We start from the raw sequence: 17,532 nt of genomic DNA on the forward strand, positions 1-17,532 counted from the left end.
TTCCCTTGATCATGGTAATTGCTTATTTTAATTATGGTATATCTAAAAAAGTTTGCACCATCGGGTATCTTATCTGCCTCCTTTCTAACCGTTCCTTATATCCTTAGACGATGAAAAAATGATTTCGTTCCATAAATCTACGATTTAGATTTCTTAAAACATCGGTATATATGCAATTTATTGAACAAAATTTATATATGGAAATAATTCTTTCTACCTTTATACCAGAAAAAAGCAGATTCATTATCGTCTATGCATGTTTTGGATAATACAAAGAGCCAAAGAACAATTCCTGTTCTTTGACTCTTTGCCTATAGCTTAAATATTTTTATACTTTCTCCCAGTTGATTCATCATACGATTCAACTCTTGCATAGATGAGGTAATTTCATCATATCTAAAGGACTATTTACTTGCTACTTCGCCTTGGTGCGCGCATTTCCCGTCCAGTATTCTGTCTCTATTCCGATCTCTTGGGAGATGAATCGGGCACCATTGGTTCTGTTATAATGCTCTAGGGTTTTAATAATAATCCCGGAACCCATAATAAGGATTGGTACGTTTGCATATACCACCATGATATTTACAAAATCTGAAATGTACCATAAATTTCCTAATTCAAGTCCTGCAAGAACCGTTAATGCACCAAAGGGAACAAAAAACAATGCTCCTGCCGCACGAATCCCTGTAATAAAGCTTTTGCCTCTTGAAATAAAGTTTCCTGAAATCTCAGCAAAAAGGATGAGCCCAATGAGTGTTGTAAAGGCAAACAAAGCATAGCATAGTGAAACAATCATTTTTATCGCAGCATCCATGGAAGTACCAGGCACAAGATGCTGAATGGATGTAAGATATACGGTTAGCTTGGAAGAGCTGATAGACTCCCACGCAACACCTGCATCTCCCGTCCAAACGTGTGCCATAACAACCATAAAAGCAGTCATCGTACAAATAACAATGGTATCTAGAAAAACTCCAAGAGATTGAACAAAGCCCTGTTCACATGGGTGATCATTATCTGCTACCGCAGCGGCCATGGTAATTGTACCTTGACCGGCTTCATTTGACATCAACCCACGCTTAATCCCTTGGGACAATGCCACCCCAAACGCACCGCCAAAAATTGCATCGGGAGTAAACGCTCCGGCAAATACAGCCTTAAAGAAGTAGGGGATTAATGGAAAGTTAATAAGGATCAGTATAAAAATAATCCCTGTATAAATCACTGCCATAAGAGGGACCAATAAATCCGTCACTGCAGTAACGCGCCTAAGTCCTCCAAAAACCGTCATTGCTACAGAAATAACTAAGAAAATTGCAATGGCATAGTAAACAACAGATTGGCGATCGAAGGTCGTACCTGCTAATGTATCTGCAACAGATCCTAATGCCGTAAACATATGAAAGGTTTGCCCAGGAATACTGAACAAAGCATAGATGATGAAGATCCAAGAGAGCAAAACACCCACCCATCTTTTATCTCCATAAACTTTCTTACCATAGAAAGGAAGTCCTCCAACAAATTCATCGCCTTTTTTCTCTTTAAATATCTGGGCTAAAACGGCTTCTGCAAAAGCTGTAGCCATTCCGAAAAAGGCAGAAACCCACATCCAGAATACAGCACCCGGTCCTCCTACTGAAATCGCACCGGTAACACCCATAATATTACCAGGCCCTACCCGCATGGCTGAACTTAATAGGAAGGCTGCCAATGGACTTACGCCAGTATCTGATGCCTTCTTCTCCATCAGGATGCGAACTCCTCTAGAAAATCTAGTGCATTGTACGAAGCCAGTTTTAAAAGTTAAATAAATACCGCAGCCTACAAGAAGAAGAATTGCAAAGGTAAATTTGCCTAAGATCGGGATGCTGGCATACCAGTCATAATTTGTCGGGAAGTCCCATAAAAAATCAGCGATTGGAACAATAAACTCAAAAAAACTATTGATCGATTCAAATACTTCGTTCATTCACTATACCTCCTTATTATTTTTTTAATTCGAATAGACCCATCTTTCCCCGGTGGGCTTATCCCCCTCCTTTAACCTTCCGGTATCTAGTAGAAAGCATTTATGCATAAGTATTTATTCTAAAAATTTCCCTCTGATGGCTTTTTCCATTCTATTTAGTCCCTCTTGTAAAAGGGCTCTTGGGCAAGCCACATTTATTCGCATATATCCGCTGCCTTCCTTTCCAAAGCCAATTCCGCTATTGAGTGCCACTTTTGCCTCATTCACCATAAGATCCTGAAGTTCCTCATTGTTTAGGCCAAGTTCTTTACAATCCAACCATAGGAGATAGGTTCCCTCTGGTTTATTCGGTTTTATTTGAGGAATATTCGTCCTGCAATAATCCGTGACAAACTGAATATTCTCCTCTAAATAGGCGATCAATTGGGTTAACCATTCCTCCCCTTCTCTGTAGGCAGCCTCAACAGCAACCAAACTAAAACAATTATTTCTTTTTATATCTAATATATTTAATACTTTCTCAAATTTGTCATAATCTTTTTTATCTGGAAAAATCACTGTTGATGCCTGAAGCCCTGCAATATTAAAAGTTTTTGTCGCAGCGACACATGTAATGGAGTGCTTGGCAAATTCTTCAGATATGGAGGCAAAGGGAGTATACCTTTTACCGCCTAAAACCAAATCCCCATGGATTTCATCGGCGATTACTTTGATATTGTTTTTAATACAAAGGTTGCCCAGCTTGATCAGTTCTTCTTTTGTCCACACGCGCCCCACTGGATTGTGCGGATTACAGAGAATCAGATATTTTACGCCATCATCGATTTTGCGCTCCAGATCCTCATAGTCCATCACATATTTTTCTCCCACTCGCTTTAGCGGATTGCATATAAGCTCTCTGTCATTATCCTGAACGACACTAAAAAAAGGATAGTATACTGGTGTTTGTATAATAATTTTGTCCCCTGGTTTTGTAAATTCTCGCATCATAATACTCATAGATGTCACTACAGCAGGACTATGGCAAATCCATTCCCGTTTAATCTCCCATCCATATCTTCTCTTATACCAGTCCATCACTGCTTCAAAATAAGAATCTGGTCTAGCGGTGTAGCCGTAGATTTCTTGGGCAGCACGATCCTGAATGGCATCTACGATAGGCTTTGCAGCTTTGAAATCCATATCTGCAACCCACAGCGGCAATAAATCTCTTCTTCCAAACTTCACTTCTAATTCATCGTATTTCGCTGCAAAATTATTGCTTCTGTCTATGACGGTATCAAAATCATATTTCATATGGCATCCTCCTCAAAATTGACCGAATGGTTGTTATATAAAATTAAGCTTATATAGGATACGGTATTTTTCCCGTTGTTATAAGGGATACCACAACTGCGGGTTAATCCCATGACATCAATCCCATAGGCTTCTACAGATGCAACCGCTTCTTCTGGAAAATAACATTCTTTTCCTTCTTTATAGGCACATTTCTCACAGTGTCCGCAAGGCCCTACATTCAGTGGAAGTATTTCCTTCATTTGATATTTTGCTGCGAGCAAGTGGCGGATAGCTTTAAATACGCCGGTATGTACTGCTTTTCCTTCCATCATTCCCTTCATGTCAAAGGAACTTTTCAAAGGATGTATAGTTTGAAACAACAGCCCCTGTCCATACTGCATGGCTCTAGCTTTCAAGTCCTCTACAGTGCCTACGCCGGGAGGGCACATCCAATTGCTTCCATACATGCCGCACTTATTTTGTTCACACAACTTTCGCAGCTCATCGGAAAATTTCACCTGTTCTATACCCACAACCGCAGCATGTGCAGCGTTTAATGCCAATACATCCTGAATTATCGCTTCTATCCGGTCTGTCATATTCCCACCCCTATTTGCTTATAAATTTTTGCTTTCTCTTCTCAATTATCTATGTATCTATATACTATATTATTAAAAAATTTTGTCAATTTTTCCATTTTATTTAATCACAAAAAGAGAGCGCTCTCATCGCTCTCTCAACTTATTGATAAGTTTATATTTTTTGATTATGCAATCAGCTTAAAGGTCCAATCTACTAAATCTATTGCTACCTCTGCAGTAACATCATTTTTATCCAGATGGGTATTTAACTCTACTAAATCCATTGATTTTACAAGCTTTGTATCCATCAGATGCTTAAATACATATTTTACTTCATCAATTGTCATACCATCGGTTACAGGCGTACCTGTTCCAGGTACAAGATCTGAATCCAAGGCATCCATATCGAAACTCAAGTGCACTGCCTCTACATTATTTGCTTTTAATTTTTCAACAATATCTTTAAGTATTCCATCAACACCCATATACTTAACTTTGTCCATGGTATACAAGTTAAGCTTTTTATCTTTTGCTAGCTGAACCTCTCCCTCATCCAAATCTCTAGCGCCAATGATAAATACATTCTCCGGTCTTACTTTTACCCCTTTATAATAAACATCTGTCAATGAAGTGCATCCGACACCCATGGCTGCTGCCAAAGGCATACCATGTACATTTCCTGATGGAGAGGTTTCGTCGGTATTGATATCGCCATGGGCATCAATCCATACAACCGCTAAATTCTCATAGTATTTGCTTGCTCCTGCAATGCTTCCTAAACCCAACGAGTGGTCTCCTCCGATAACAAAGGGAAAGTTTCCTGCAGCTAAGGCACTATAAACTTGATGGGCCAGATTTGTGTTTACTTCAACAATCGGCTTAAGATATTTCATTCTATTATGGAAGGCATACTTTTCCGTATCACATACTTTTGGAACATACAAGTTTCCAAAATCATAAATACTGTGGTTGTATTTTTTAATAACATCTACGATTTTTTTCTCTCGCAGTTTTTCCGGACCATACTGTGCACCTTCCCTGTCACAGCCGTAATTCATTGGAACACCAATTAAACTAATATTCATCTTCTATTACCTCCTATTTTGCTGTCATATTGTCAAAATTCTATTCTAAGATCTATGGTATAAAAGAAAGTGTTTTACTGTTTATAACTATTTTCTGAAAATATTATTTACTAACTGCCCAATAGAACAGTACAATAGTGATTATAGCATCCGCCAAATTGCAGGTAAATGAAAATATTTATTAATCTTTCAGAATAATTATTAATTTTGAATAATTATTCTTTTCATATTTTTAAGGCGCTGTTTTTATATGAAGAATTTCCTTCTCCACTTCCTATAATCTCTACATGTAAACCTTTGTTACATTTCATTCATTGTTTTATAAAAAAACAGTTTCCTGAATATTAAAAGAGTCGATGGAAAAATTTTTAAGTCTATAAATTTACAAACCCGTCACAACATGGTACATTTAATATATCTATGGATACGAAATTTCGTATCCGCATCAATTCAATTGGAAACATAGGAGGATTGCAAATGAATACCCAATTAGATCTAAATTACGAAGCACTTGGACTGAAAACCGTTGAAGCATTACAGAAAAACAGATTTAATGCTTCTTTTTATAAGACCGCTCAGGAGGCCCTGGAAAAACTTTTTTCAATGGTTACACCAGAGGATTCTGTTGGAATTGCAGGGTCTTGGACTTTACAGCAGTTGGGTGTGGTAGAAACGCTAGAGGAACGCGGGAACACCGTTTTCTGTCACCATAAGCCTGGACTAAGCCCGGAGGAAGTTTTAGAAACCCGACGCAAACAGTTAACCTGTGATGTTTTCTTGACAGGTACCAATGCCATTACCATCGATGGCCGGCTGGTAAACACAGATGCAACGGGTAACCGGGTAGCCGCCATGATTTTTGGTCCTAAAAAGGTGATTGTCATTGCAGGGGTAAATAAGATTGTACAAAGCTTGGAGGAAGCCGAGGAACGTATTCGCGCCACTGCTGCCCCCCTTAACAATAAAAGGTTAAACCGCTCCAACCCCTGTGTTCAAACAGGTAAATGCATGGATTGTCAAGGTCCGACACGGCTATGTAATGTCACAACAGTACTGCATAAACGCCCGCCAGCATCAGACATTCACATTTTGCTTGTAGAAGAAGAACTGGGTTTCTAGAAATAGGGTTTAAAAAACGAGTCAAAGGCAGCTTTCTCCCTTGACTCGTTTTTCATTGTTTTCTCATAAACGGGGCTTCCGGTTTTTTGTATAAAGCAGCAGACCGTAAGAAAGTTTATGTCAAATTCTATGGATTTTAGTTCTGTATCATACGCTTCATAATTTCATTGCTTCGTTGGATAAAACTTGTCATCGCTTCCGGCTCAAGAGGTTTATGGCTTAGCACAGCGAGATCGTATATCTGCTGTGCAACTAAGTTTAGTACTTCTGACGCTTCACCGGCATGCTTTAAGCAATATTGAATCAGGGGATGCTTTTTATTCAGCACAAGGATTTCTTCACTTGGCATCACACCAGGATTAAATCCCCCTAAACTGTAACGCTGCATCATCTCCTGCATCCTTCTGCTGTCCTCGGAAAGAATAATCATTGCTGCAATATCCCCAGATTTCAGATTTTCCAGCTGAAGCTTGCAGTTCTCTTTGTTGAGGGCCTTCTTAAAGATCGTTGTCAATGCCTCTATTTCTTTGTTCTTTGTCTCTTCATCCACCCCTTGGTCAGCATCCTTCATCAGCTCTGAAATATCAGAGTCTACCCGTTTGAAGCTGATATCATTCTTCTTCATCTCTATATGTGAGATGAAGGCTGAATCAATGCTGTGATCCAGGACAACAGCCTCAACTTCATGCTCCTTTAACAGCTTAATATACTGGGCTTGCTGGATGGGGTCCGATACATAATAGATTTGCTTTTCCAATTTTCCCGTATGCTTTTCCAGGTATTCCTGAGCAGTTACATATTGCTCCCCCGTCGTTTTATACAGGACGATCCCCTCTATTTTTTCATAGAACTTGTTATCTTTGATGAGTCCATATTTTACAAATGGACTGATATCATCCCAAAACTTTTCAAATTCTGCCCGATTCTCTTTAAACAGACTGTTTAATTTATCCGCTACTTTCTTCGTAATGTAGTCAGAGATTTTTCTTACAAAACCATCATTTTGCAAGAAGCTTCTGGAAACGTTCAATGGCAGGTCAGGACAGTCAATGACACCTTTCAGCAGCAGCAGAAATTCTGGAATCACTTCTTTAATATTATCGGCAACAAAAACCTGGCTGTTGTAAAGCTTGATGCGCCCCTCAATGGTGTCAAACTCTGTATTGAGCTTCGGAAAATAAAGAATTCCCTTTAGGTTAAATGGATAGTCCATATTCAGGTGAATCCAGAACAGCGGTTCTTTAAAATCTCTAAAGGTCTTTCTGTAAAAGTCTTTATACTCCTCATCGGTACACGCATTGGGCTGCTTCAGATAAAGCGGTGAAACATCATTCAATGCTTCCGGTTCTGTGATAATGATATTTCCGTCCTTATCTTTTTCCGGCTCCTTGTCCGCCACCTCAAAATAAAGGGGATAAGGCATAAAGGAACAATATTTTTCAATGGTATCTTTTACCGTGTATTCACTTAAGAAGGTTTCTCCATCTTGTCCCAGATGCAGGGTGATTTCAGTTCCTCTTTCAGTTCTGCTGCCATCCTCCATCTCAAATTCAGTACCGCCATCGCAGCGCCATTTCACTGCCGGCGCATCTTGTTTGTAAGAGCGGGTATGGATTTCTACAACGTCTGCTACCATAAAAGCAGAATAAAAACCTAATCCAAAATGACCAATGATTTGATCGGTATCTCCTTTGTCCTTATAGTTTTTCAGAAAATCCTCAGCGCCGGAAAAGGCAATCTGATTGATATATTTTTTCACTTCTTCATCGGTCATACCGATACCATTGTCAATGAATTTCAATGTCCTTGCAGTTCTGTCCAATACCACTTTCACCTGAAAATCAGTTTCACCGTTTAGGTCTGCTTCACCCAGGCTATGTAGTCTTTTTAGTTTTGTAATGGCATCACACCCGTTGGAGATAAGTTCCCTAATAAAAATATCGTGGTCTGAATATAGCCACTTTTTAATGATAGGAAAAATATTCTCACTGTGGATAGACAAATTTCCTTTTTGTTTACTCATAAATACCCTCCTGATCATTTAATATAATTGTTTTTTTATTCTAATATCCTAAAGGAACTGTATATCTTTTACAAATTTATATTACACCTAGTTCAATAGGTAGTCAATACAAAACTAGCACTCTCTTCACGAGAGCGCTAGTTTGGGGAGGTATTTTTTGGAGCTGTAAGAAGCAATATTCTAGTATTTCACTGGACTCTAGCCGGCAGCTTTCGGCTTACTATAAAATAAAGAACAGCGGAAATCAGAATAGATACAAAATCTGTTAATGGTTGCGCATAAACGATTCCTGTAAAGCCGCCAAATGCGTTTAGTATGAACAGTAGGGGAATAAATACAAAACCTTGTCTGCTTACAGATAAAACCAAGGAGGGTATGGCTTGACCCATTGCCTGTAAAGCATTGGTGAAAATAAACAGGATACCGATGACCGGACCAGACAGCATCAAAGCTCTTAATATAATCATGCCATATTCAATTACTGCTTTACTGTTAATGAATGTTCGAACAATTGAATTTGCACCCAACCAATAGATAATCGTTAGTATAGTGCCAAGGACTACCGAACATATAACTGAAAACTTTAATACTTCTCCAGATCGTTTGTAATTCTTTGCACCATAGTTATACCCCAACAACGGCTGAATTCCTTGTCCTAAACCAAGCTGCAGCAAGACAATCATCATGCTTGCTTTCATTGCAACACCCATAGCGGCTACCTGGATATCACCATAACCGGCTAGGAAATTATTTAAAACTACATTGGACACCGTCATCAAAATATTGTTAAGAGATGCGGGAATACCTATTGCCAGTACGGTCGTTAGAATTTGATCACCCATCTGAAAATCTTTAAAAGAAATAGATAAAATAGACTTTTTACGCAAAAAATAAATAATATAATATCCCGCACCGACTATATTGCCAATTACTGTAGCAACAGCGGCACCAACAACACCCATATTCATCGTAAGAATCATGATCGGATCCAGTACAATATTAGCAATTGTACCAAGCAGCATCCCAAACATTGCTTCATTGGGTTTCCCTTCTGCACGAACAATGTTACTAAACGTCTGGGAAAGGATTACAAAGGGTGCGCTTAATGCTACATAATTCAGATACCCTCCTGCTAAACCAATGGTATCCTTGCTGGTACCAATCAAGCGGAGAATCGTCGGCATGCAAACCCAAAATAATATCATTAATAAACAGCCTATCCCTATAGAAGCATAGAAACAGAAGGAAGATACTTTTTTGGCATATTCCCGTCTGCCTTCACCTAATGCCCTAGATATTAAAGAGGTTCCACCTACAGCAAACAGGGTGCCTGCTGCCATAAACAGCAAAAAAACAGGGGTGGTTAACGATACCGCAGCCACCTGTAATTCATCACCAGTTTGACCTACAAAAAAGGTGTCTGCAATATTATAAATGAACACCACCAGCATACTGATAATGGCAGGAATTGCATTTTGGGCAACGGCTTTCGGTACAGACATTCTTTCAAATAATGCTATATTTTGTTCCATCAAGAATCACTCCTTATAAAATAGTGTAGCTTGCTACATATATTTTGAAAAAGATAGGAGCTTTTTCGCTCCGTCTACTGCTCTTGAATATTTTCATAGATTAAATTTAATAGATATAGTAACTCTTCAACTTGGGTATCTGTGAGCCCCTGAAGTAGTTTCTGTTCCATTTGAATTTTAAACTCGCACATGGCACGATGAACAGAGGCTTCATTTTGTGTGAGATAGACATTTTTAACTCGCTTATCCTCAGCATCAAATTCGCTCGTAATAAATCCTTTGCTTTCCAGGCGTTTTAAAATTCCAACGACGGTAGGATGCGCTACTTCAAGATAGTCTTCAATGTCTTTCTGTGAGGTCTTTAATCCCTTACGCTCATTTAGATAAGCCAACACTCTTCCTTGAGACAAGGTCAAATCAAATAGCTTTAATTTTTGATTTGACTTCCTCTCAATGCAATCATGGATGAGTTTTATCAGAAAACCGACATCCTCATTTTGGTGCATAGACATCCTTCCTTTCTAAACGTGTAGCATGCTACAATTATACATTTGGATTTTAAAAAAGTCAACATCCCTGTATAAATTTGGGGGAATTGTTTTCCTTCAGATAATGCGCATTTAATCAAGAATGGGCCTAGGCAGAGATATTAAGCTATGTCTGCCTGACCCTGTTCTTATTATGGTAAAAGTTTGGACAAAAATGTACCTTTCTATGATTAGACTTTAGTTGCTTTTTTGTGTTTCTCCTTGCATCCTATTCATGGTCGTATTTCCGGTGGTAGGAAGCGTACCTGCCAGCTGCTGTTTTATATTTTCAACCCTAGCTTTTACATAATTTATAATGGAAACGGAGCTTCCTCCCATTCTACCGCCCGGTCCACCTTTCATATTCTCACCCATGCCCCCCTGCGGTCTTTCTGGCCTTTCTTCACCATCAGGTCTCTCGGGTCTTTCTCCCTCTGGAAATACTGGCGGCATGCCTTGCTGCTGATCTTGAGGCGGCTGTCTAAACATTTCATTTGTTTTTTCTCCAGCACTCTCATCCGGTTTCACAGGCATATTCTGAACAGCATCCTTTATCGCCGCTGCCTCTGTTTCAGAATAGACGATACTAGTTTCAAACTGCTCCATCGTATAGAACTTCGTAGGGTCTGCTGCAACATAAGGTCGGATAATTTTGGCCAGTTCATCAACTCTACCTTCAAAGTTTTCAAGATATGCAACAAGCTCTTTGATATATCCATGGTACCTTTCCTTATATTCCTGCACTGCCAGCAGATTATTGATCATCGGAAGGTTTTTTATATTTGCCCCCGATACAGGCTCATCGATGGGAATAGTTGTACTGCTGCCATTTCCTCCGCCGCCGCCGAAACCGCCTATGGACATATTATAATCCCAAGGAAGTACCGTAAATTTTCCATCCTGTCCGTAGAGATAGTAGTTCTGTGCCATGTTTCCATTGTAACTGTCATAGTTGCCAAGCACGGTATTGGCCGCAATATATTTTAATGTGCTGTCCACATCTAATACGCTCTCAATATTCCCCTTTTCGCCGGCCTTCATATCATTCAAAACTTTTATGAAGTTTTTCAGATCTGTTTTTGTCTCATCTTTACCGGATTTTTGTTCGCTTTTGTCATAGTTGCTGCCTTCTACATATTGTAAGGTACTGCCTTGTTCCTGCTTATAAAGGTTTCCTTTGTCGTTGTCAAAATTCCTCTCTAAAAAGCTGTCGTCAATTGCTTCTACACAAAGATAAAAACCATATAATTCACCGTTAATATAGATATTGGCAAAGGCTGTAAGGGGTACATCCGCTCCGATTTCCCGCAATGCTTCATAGCTTAAGTATTCCCGCATATAGGAAGGGTCAGAATACATGTTGTTTACCACAAATTCATCCAGTCCAAAAAGGGTCTGTCCCTTTACATATTTGTCCAGCTTAATTCTAAAACTATAGCGATCAGAATCACTGCTTGCTACCGACCTTAAAGAAAGATTCCCCTTGGTTCTAAAACCTACATTTTCTACTGTATTCCCATCAATGGTTACTTTTGCACTCTTGTACTCCTCTGCCAGAGGATCGCTTAGCATACTCTTCCAATCTTCTTCGCTGACTTCCACGTGGATATCTATCACACGGTCTTTTTCAAATATTCCGCCATACTCGGCAGTCTCCTTGGACGATATAACTTCAAGGGCATAGGCTCTCAAAACTGCTACGGTTGTAAATAAGAGAATCCCTGCCAGTATAATGCTCATGAATTTTCTTGCTATAATCTTCTTTTTCATTTTCATTCCTCCTATTGGTTAATATTCTGTCGCGTCGGCACACATGGATAAGGTAATATTCAGATTCCCGTTTCTACAACGGATTGCATCTATGAATTCTTTCTGATTTATTTCTTTATCTATTTCTACGATATAATTCAACTCATATAGACTGCCCAAATCCGTTGTTTTTACTTTTCTAAGCATATAATTCGTTGTAAATGCTTCAAATACGTCATCAAAAGCTCCCTCAAAATCCAGATCTTCAGGAATAGTAATTTTTAAAAGCTTCTGGGAAGTTGTTTTAGCTCCAAAATTTAATAGATTCAGGATTAACATCAGCAAACAAAGAACTGCTGTAAACAAAACAGCATATCCATAAAACCCAACCCCACAGGCAAGTCCTGCAGCCATTGTAAAAAGAACATAGGCAATATCCTTCGGATCTCCTGGTGCACTTCTAAACCGAATGATGGAAAAGGCTCCGGCTAAGCTAAATGCCCTTGCCACATTGCTGCCGATCAAAAGGATAATGATGGCAATGACCGTGGGTACCAGCACCAGTGTAAGTGAAAAGTTTTGCGAACAGCTGCCTTTTCCGCAGGTTTTCATATAGGTTAGGCTGATAACGCCTCCTAGAACAAAGGATACAATGATCGTCAATATGGCACTGGTTAAAGATATTGAGGCACTAGCTGCCGTTGTGTTGAATAAGGTCTCAAACATACATTTACGTCTCCCTTCAATTGTTTATTTCTTAATACCATTCGTTTATGTTCCACACCATATTTTGAAAAGCTGGTGGGAAAAATTTTGTGTTCAGAAAGAAGCTTTGATAACCATAGTGGAATACTCTTTTCTGCTTTAACTTCCATAAGCCATTGATCCCTTTCAAGTAAGCTTTCTCCGTAATCTCCACTTTCAAGCCTCAAATCATATCTTCTTGTTCTGATGTTTGTGTCAAAAGTGATTCTTAAATCATTATCGTCCTTGCAAAATAAGGCTTTTCTGTCATAGGCCAGATAGAGCTTTGGTTCAAGGGAATATAAGCTTAAAATATACGCGATTTCATTCATTACCTGTTTATTCATATAGATTTTAAGCTCTGGCTGAATACCTGTACTTACAAAATTATAGGCTTCATCTAGCTTTAGGGCTGTCCTTCTTTTATTGACCAACCCGCACACCTTTTTCTTAATCTCTACATACACTTTTGCATCTGCTTTAGGCGTCCCATAAGAACGAATGCGCAGTTTTTCTTTGTACTTTGGTTTGGCCAAAGAATTCCTGATAAGGTAATTGTCTTTTGTATCATAATAAATGTTGCTTATGGTGTAAAATTCCTGATCTCTGTTATATTGATCCGGCTCCATATACCAAAGCAGCCTTTGTTGAATTTTTTGGTATGTGGTTTGATCCAGTAAAAATTTGTTTTCATATCGGTTAAAAACCTCTATTGCCACGATAATCGCTCCCTTTCAAATCAAATTTTAAAGATTGAAGCAGCTGCAAAACTTATTTCTTGATCTCATTCTACAAAGAGAAGCTTAAAGAAACCTTAAACATTTAACAAAGATTTAACATCAATAAAAATTCATAAATCCCTCACATTTAAGGTTGCTTTAAGCCTGAATGTGATATAATACAGCAAATGAAATTGAATGGGAGGTTTTAATGTGCGCATATTAGTCGTAGAAGATGAGCTTCCTTTAGCTGAAGCATTGGTACAAATATTGAAAAAAAATAATTTTACCGTAGATGTGGTTCATGAGGGCGAAGTTGGATTGGATAATGCTTTAAGCAATATTTATGATTTAATCCTGTTGGACATCATGCTGCCGAAAATGGATGGCCTCAGCATATTAAAAAACATGCGCCAGGAAGGAATCTCCACGCCTGTTATCCTGCTCACAGCAAAGGGAGAAATTTCCGATAAAGTGACTGGCCTGGACAGCGGTGCCGATGATTACCTGGCAAAACCTTTTGCAACAGAGGAACTATTAGCCAGGATAAGGGCACTATCAAGGCGCAAAGGTGAAATATTATCAAATAACACTTTAAAATATGGTGATATTGAATTAAATACTTCAACTTTAAAATTATCCCGAAGTAATAAAGAGGTAAAACTCACATTAAAAGAAAGTGAATTGTTGGAATTCCTTATTTTAAGAAAAAATGTAACCTCTCCAAAAGAGTTAATTATCGAAAAACTTTGGGGATTTGAATCAGAGGCTGAACATAATCATGTGGAAGTGTATATTTCTTTTTTGAGGAAGAAGCTTTTGTTTATAAACTCTGAAGTAACCATTAGTACCGTTCGCGGGGTAGGATATATTTTGGAGGTGAAGGAATAAATGTTTAAACAGCTTAGAAATAAATTTCTTATTCTTAATTTAATCATTATCTCGATCCTGATGCTGGCTGCTTTTCTTTCTATTTACGGACTCACTTATACCAATGTATATAGGGACATTGACAGGGAGCTCCATAGAATATCAGAATTTAGCCGTAAAAAGGACGGCGGCCCCGGTCAACCACCGTTAGACCGGGATCTTAATTCGCCTCCACCTCCGCCCAACCGTTCTGTTTCTTTTGTTTTAATCACAGATGGAGAAGGGACCCTCGTTCATATTGCATCTATATTTGATATGGACAATACTTTTTATGAATCTGCAAAAGAAGCTGCCTTATCCCGGGATGCAAATACAGGCACCTTTAAAATGGACGGCACTTATTGGGCCTTTATGACCCGGCCCCATTTTGACGGCTATAACAAAATCATTTTCTTAGATGTCACTTCCCAGCTGGGCATTCTTACGAATCTGATCTATACTTTTTTAGCGGTTGCACTCATTATGTTGATTTTTATCTTTTTTATCAGCAGATTCTTTGCTAATAGATCCATCAAGCCCATAAAAGAAGCCTTCGACAAACAAAAACAATTCATTGCCGATGTCTCTCACGAATTGAAAACACCCCTTACGGTAATCAATACAAATGTAGACGTTCTTTTATCTAACCGCCAGGAATCCATCAATGATCAGGTAAAATGGCTTCACTATATCAAGTCTGAAACAGAAAGGATGACGAGGCTCACGAATGATCTGCTGTATCTTGCTCAAATAGATTATTCAAACATGAAAATGATCTATTCCAATTTTGATTTCAGTGAAGCCGCTGAAGATGTGCTATTAACCATGGAAGCGGTTATCTTTGAAAATAATATTTCTCTCCAATACAATATTGAGCCCAATGTCTTTCTCTACGGCAATCGTGAACAGCTTCAACAGGTAATCATGATTCTTCTGGACAATGCAATAAAATATACAAACAACCAGGGCTATATAGATTTCTCTTTGAAAAAAAGCCATCATCAGGTTATCTTGTCCATAACCAATACAGGCGAAGGTATCTCCGTTGAACATATCGGTAGAATCTTTGATAGATTTTACCGCACCGATGCATCACGATCAAGGGCAGGAGGCGGTTACGGACTTGGCCTGGCCATCGCTAAAGCAATCATTGAACAGCATAAAGGGAAAATCTCCGCCAAAAGCGTGGTATCTCAAAGTACAACCTTTTCCATTGAGCTGCCTTGTTCGAGCTGTTGATCAAGCTGTGAAATAACCTTTCGACTAAAGAAAACCCCCTTCAGATAAGTTTTTAAACCTATCTAAAGGGGGTTTTTTCTTATTAAGGCAATTGTGCAAGCGAGTCATTCGGGACGGTCAAAAAGAACCGTCCCTTTTGACTTTTTTTGCAACAATAACAAACATTTCTTCATTGTCCATTTCAACAATTGTTTCTAAATCTGAGTTCTTAAAATACTCTTTAATTATATGCATCTGTGGCAAATTGTCCTCCGATACTGCTTCTGAAGTATTTTTATGCAGATTGTTTATCGCTTCTCTGCTTTGAGAATGACAAATTGCAAACTGACCACCCTTTTTTAAATACTTTGCAATAATTTTAATGGCCAATTGCTTTTCGCTAAAGTGAGGAAACATCGAGTAGCAAATGACAAAGTCAAAGTATCCATGCTGCAGGTTAGATTCCAGAACATCTCCACAGATAAAAGAGACATTGTCATATTTATATTTACGTTGAGCAATTTCAAGCATTTTATCGGAAATGTCGATTGCTTTTATTTCTCCTTTTTTTCCGGCCTGCTCTGCAAGAAAAGGTATTAAAATTCCTGTTCCTGTCCCTACGTCCAAGATTTTGGCTCCGCTTTCAATATTTAGTAAGTTTAAAATATACTTGATTTTGTCTGTATCATGCTTACAAATAATATCCCATTTTTCAGCCATTGAATCAAAAAACTCCCTTTGTGTAATCAAACGATTATACCCTCCCTTTTAATTAGATTGCTTTTTTCCAATGCAAAAACTATTGCCGGAATAAACACAATTTGTATTATAATTCCTGGAATTCCTTGAGCAATTGCTCCGGTTATAAATACAATAGGACTGGGCAGTTTAGCCATAAAGAATGTTGCAAGGACCCATACAACGATCGATGAAATAATCCTCCCAACAAGCATACTGCAGATAAGGGAAATATAGACATTTAGTTTGAATTTCTTATACAGCAAGCTTGTAGCCGCTCCATATGCCGCCAATTCAAACACCATAAAAGGCAATACCGGAAAAGCCGGAGGCATGCCTGTGAGCAATGAACTTAAAATCGGCGTAATGGCTCCTACTGCAATGGCAAAGGGTAAACTAAGAACAAAACCAGCAATAAGAACCGGAATATGCATGGGTAAAAAAGTTGAGCCTCCGCCAAACGTATGAAACACTGTAGGTAAAATTAACCCTAGAGCAATAAAAAAACCTGATAATACTGTTTCCTTTCTCGATTTGTTTTTCATAAAAAATCCCCTTTTCTTTGTTTAAAATAAAAAAACCACAAAAGAGCTATTTTCAAATAGCATCCCTTCATGGTTTAATTTCCATCAATCAAAGTTTACAAATTCATCAAAGCCTTCATGGCCTTGTTTTATTGTCATTAATATAACATATTTCATACAGTAACTCAATTACTGCATCACCCTTTTAGAAGGCATTCTTATCCTATTTCCTTCATTTTTTTGAGCAACATAAGCTGTATTTTTCTCTTCTTTTTTCTTATAACTCCCTGGAATAATCCTTAAAACAATCTAAACAAACCTTTTTATCCTCCATTAATCGAATCTTATGCTCTGGGGCGCCTTCCCCGCAGTTTTCGCATATAATGGTTTTGAACAATCTCGCTCTTTCCGGCAATTGAAAGCCCGGGCTTTTGAATTCAAAAATCTCCTCCACCGGTGCATTTAATAGATAGGCTTGTCGCTCCTCTCTTCCCATCTCTACCTGAAATGGCTTTAGAACAATACGAATGCTTTGATTGGTAGGACGATGAAAAAAGCTGAAAGCCTGCTTTCCAGTTCCTCTGTAAATAAGGTTTCCTTTTCCAAAGCTGCAGCCTAAAAGTACTTGAATCGCATCCACACCACAGGCATCATTTTCAGTAATACAAACAACATCTTCGTCCTTAGAAAAATCAATCTTTAGTTTTTCTTTAGCTGCCTGACTGGCTTTGTAGCCGATGGCTAGCCCTGGACATTCATGTCCATGAAAATCAACACATTTTTCCCATAACTTCTTAATCATCTTTTCATCTCCTTT

General features: G+C 38.5%; 16 protein-coding genes. 3 read left to right on the forward strand and 13 right to left on the reverse strand.

The genetic code is table 11. The annotated features are described in order from the left end of the window. Positions 1-415: 415 nt before the first annotated feature. From Gferi_RS12450 to rocF, 4 genes are all read right to left on the reverse strand, one after another. A complete protein-coding gene (locus Gferi_RS12450; RefSeq protein WP_069976978.1) occupies positions 416-1,969 on the reverse strand; it encodes an alanine/glycine:cation symporter family protein in 1,554 nt (517 codons plus the stop codon). A gap of 114 nt (positions 1,970-2,083) precedes the next feature. Further along, positions 2,084-3,265, reverse strand: a complete 1,182-nt coding sequence (locus tag Gferi_RS12455; protein WP_069976979.1) for a MalY/PatB family protein — start codon at positions 3,263-3,265, stop codon at positions 2,084-2,086. Continuing rightward, positions 3,262-3,846 (reverse strand): DUF2284 domain-containing protein, encoded by a 585-nt coding sequence (locus Gferi_RS12460; protein WP_069976982.1) that lies wholly within the window; start codon positions 3,844-3,846, stop codon positions 3,262-3,264. The genes Gferi_RS12455 and Gferi_RS12460 overlap by 4 nt, the downstream gene beginning before the upstream one ends. Positions 3,847-4,013: 167 nt before the next feature. Next, entirely contained in the window at positions 4,014-4,913 is a 900-nt protein-coding gene (gene rocF, locus Gferi_RS12465) for an arginase (RefSeq protein WP_069976983.1), read from the reverse strand. A gap of 477 nt (positions 4,914-5,390) precedes the next feature. On the opposite strand from rocF, the gene Gferi_RS12470 reads away from it, so the two are divergent. Beyond that, positions 5,391-6,032: a lactate utilization protein gene (locus Gferi_RS12470; protein WP_069976984.1), complete on the forward strand. Its 642-nt coding sequence runs from the start codon at positions 5,391-5,393 to the stop codon at positions 6,030-6,032. A gap of 136 nt (positions 6,033-6,168) precedes the next feature. Here the strand turns inward: Gferi_RS12470 and htpG are convergent, their stop codons facing one another. From htpG to Gferi_RS12500, 6 genes are all read right to left on the reverse strand, one after another. Beyond that, a complete protein-coding gene (htpG, locus tag Gferi_RS12475) occupies positions 6,169-8,055 on the reverse strand; it encodes a molecular chaperone HtpG (RefSeq protein WP_069976987.1) in 1,887 nt (628 codons plus the stop codon). 188 nt (positions 8,056-8,243) lie between these two features. Further along, complete coding sequence (locus Gferi_RS12480; RefSeq protein WP_069976997.1) at positions 8,244-9,587, reverse strand: MATE family efflux transporter; 1,344 nt, start codon at positions 9,585-9,587, stop codon at positions 8,244-8,246. Positions 9,588-9,661: 74 nt separating this feature from the next. Further along, on the reverse strand, positions 9,662-10,093 hold the full coding sequence (locus Gferi_RS12485) for a MarR family winged helix-turn-helix transcriptional regulator (protein WP_069976999.1): 432 nt from the start codon (positions 10,091-10,093) through the stop codon (positions 9,662-9,664). 219 nt (positions 10,094-10,312) lie between these two features. After that, positions 10,313-11,884, reverse strand: a complete 1,572-nt coding sequence (locus Gferi_RS12490) for a CotH kinase family protein (RefSeq protein ID WP_069977001.1) — start codon at positions 11,882-11,884, stop codon at positions 10,313-10,315. Between the two features lie 18 nt (positions 11,885-11,902). Beyond that, positions 11,903-12,589 carry a DUF4956 domain-containing protein gene (locus Gferi_RS12495; RefSeq protein ID WP_069977003.1) on the reverse strand — a complete coding sequence of 229 codons (687 nt, stop codon included), beginning with the start codon at positions 12,587-12,589 and terminating at the stop codon, positions 11,903-11,905. Next, on the reverse strand, positions 12,538-13,326 hold the full coding sequence (locus tag Gferi_RS12500; RefSeq protein WP_069977005.1) for a polyphosphate polymerase domain-containing protein: 789 nt from the start codon (positions 13,324-13,326) through the stop codon (positions 12,538-12,540). The genes Gferi_RS12495 and Gferi_RS12500 overlap by 52 nt, the downstream gene beginning before the upstream one ends. A gap of 213 nt (positions 13,327-13,539) precedes the next feature. Here Gferi_RS12500 and Gferi_RS12505 point away from each other — a divergent pair, with 213 nt between their 5' ends. Together Gferi_RS12505 and Gferi_RS12510 are read left to right on the forward strand one after the other, a co-directional pair. Continuing rightward, positions 13,540-14,217: a response regulator transcription factor gene (locus tag Gferi_RS12505; protein WP_069977007.1), complete on the forward strand. Its 678-nt coding sequence runs from the start codon at positions 13,540-13,542 to the stop codon at positions 14,215-14,217. Next, complete coding sequence (locus Gferi_RS12510; RefSeq protein WP_069977008.1) at positions 14,218-15,474, forward strand: sensor histidine kinase; 1,257 nt, start codon at positions 14,218-14,220, stop codon at positions 15,472-15,474. It begins immediately after the preceding gene. 117 nt (positions 15,475-15,591) lie between these two features. On the opposite strand, the gene Gferi_RS12515 is transcribed toward Gferi_RS12510, so the two are convergent. The 3 genes from Gferi_RS12515 to Gferi_RS12525 all read right to left on the reverse strand — a co-directional run bounded on the left by Gferi_RS12515 (position 15,592) and on the right by Gferi_RS12525 (position 17,517). Continuing rightward, a complete protein-coding gene (locus tag Gferi_RS12515) occupies positions 15,592-16,203 on the reverse strand; it encodes a class I SAM-dependent methyltransferase (RefSeq protein ID WP_207645819.1) in 612 nt (203 codons plus the stop codon). After that, positions 16,200-16,736: an ECF transporter S component gene (locus tag Gferi_RS12520; RefSeq protein WP_069977009.1), complete on the reverse strand. Its 537-nt coding sequence runs from the start codon at positions 16,734-16,736 to the stop codon at positions 16,200-16,202. Before Gferi_RS12520 ends, Gferi_RS12515 begins: the two co-directional genes overlap by 4 nt. A gap of 256 nt (positions 16,737-16,992) precedes the next feature. After that, on the reverse strand, positions 16,993-17,517 hold the full coding sequence (locus tag Gferi_RS12525) for an FmdE family protein (protein ID WP_069981405.1): 525 nt from the start codon (positions 17,515-17,517) through the stop codon (positions 16,993-16,995). Between the last annotated feature and the right edge of the window lie 15 nt (positions 17,518-17,532).

Origin of the sequence: Geosporobacter ferrireducens, assembly GCF_001750685.1 — a bacterium.
In the GTDB taxonomy this organism is placed as follows: Bacteria; Bacillota; Clostridia; order Peptostreptococcales; family Thermotaleaceae; genus Geosporobacter; species Geosporobacter ferrireducens.

Excerpts from the sequence above, each read along its gene's own strand:
- Gferi_RS12450 (WP_069976978.1), bottom strand. The coding sequence starts at position 1,969 with ATGAACGAAGTATTTGAATCGATCAATAGTTTTTTTGAGTTTATTGTT.
- Gferi_RS12455 (WP_069976979.1), bottom strand. The coding sequence starts at position 3,265 with ATGAAATATGATTTTGATACCGTCATAGACAGAAGCAATAATTTTGCA.
- Gferi_RS12460 (WP_069976982.1), bottom strand. The coding sequence starts at position 3,846 with ATGACAGACCGGATAGAAGCGATAATTCAGGATGTATTGGCATTAAAC.
- rocF (WP_069976983.1), bottom strand. The coding sequence starts at position 4,913 with ATGAATATTAGTTTAATTGGTGTTCCAATGAATTACGGCTGTGACAGG.
- Gferi_RS12470 (WP_069976984.1), top strand. The coding sequence starts at position 5,391 with ATGAATACCCAATTAGATCTAAATTACGAAGCACTTGGACTGAAAACC.
- htpG (WP_069976987.1), bottom strand. The coding sequence starts at position 8,055 with ATGAGTAAACAAAAAGGAAATTTGTCTATCCACAGTGAGAATATTTTT.
- Gferi_RS12480 (WP_069976997.1), bottom strand. The coding sequence starts at position 9,587 with ATGGAACAAAATATAGCATTATTTGAAAGAATGTCTGTACCGAAAGCC.
- Gferi_RS12485 (WP_069976999.1), bottom strand. The coding sequence starts at position 10,093 with ATGCACCAAAATGAGGATGTCGGTTTTCTGATAAAACTCATCCATGAT.
- Gferi_RS12490 (WP_069977001.1), bottom strand. The coding sequence starts at position 11,884 with ATGAAAAAGAAGATTATAGCAAGAAAATTCATGAGCATTATACTGGCA.
- Gferi_RS12495 (WP_069977003.1), bottom strand. The coding sequence starts at position 12,589 with ATGTTTGAGACCTTATTCAACACAACGGCAGCTAGTGCCTCAATATCT.
- Gferi_RS12510 (WP_069977008.1), top strand. The coding sequence starts at position 14,218 with ATGTTTAAACAGCTTAGAAATAAATTTCTTATTCTTAATTTAATCATT.
- Gferi_RS12520 (WP_069977009.1), bottom strand. The coding sequence starts at position 16,736 with ATGAAAAACAAATCGAGAAAGGAAACAGTATTATCAGGTTTTTTTATT.
- Gferi_RS12525 (WP_069981405.1), bottom strand. The coding sequence starts at position 17,517 with ATGATTAAGAAGTTATGGGAAAAATGTGTTGATTTTCATGGACATGAA.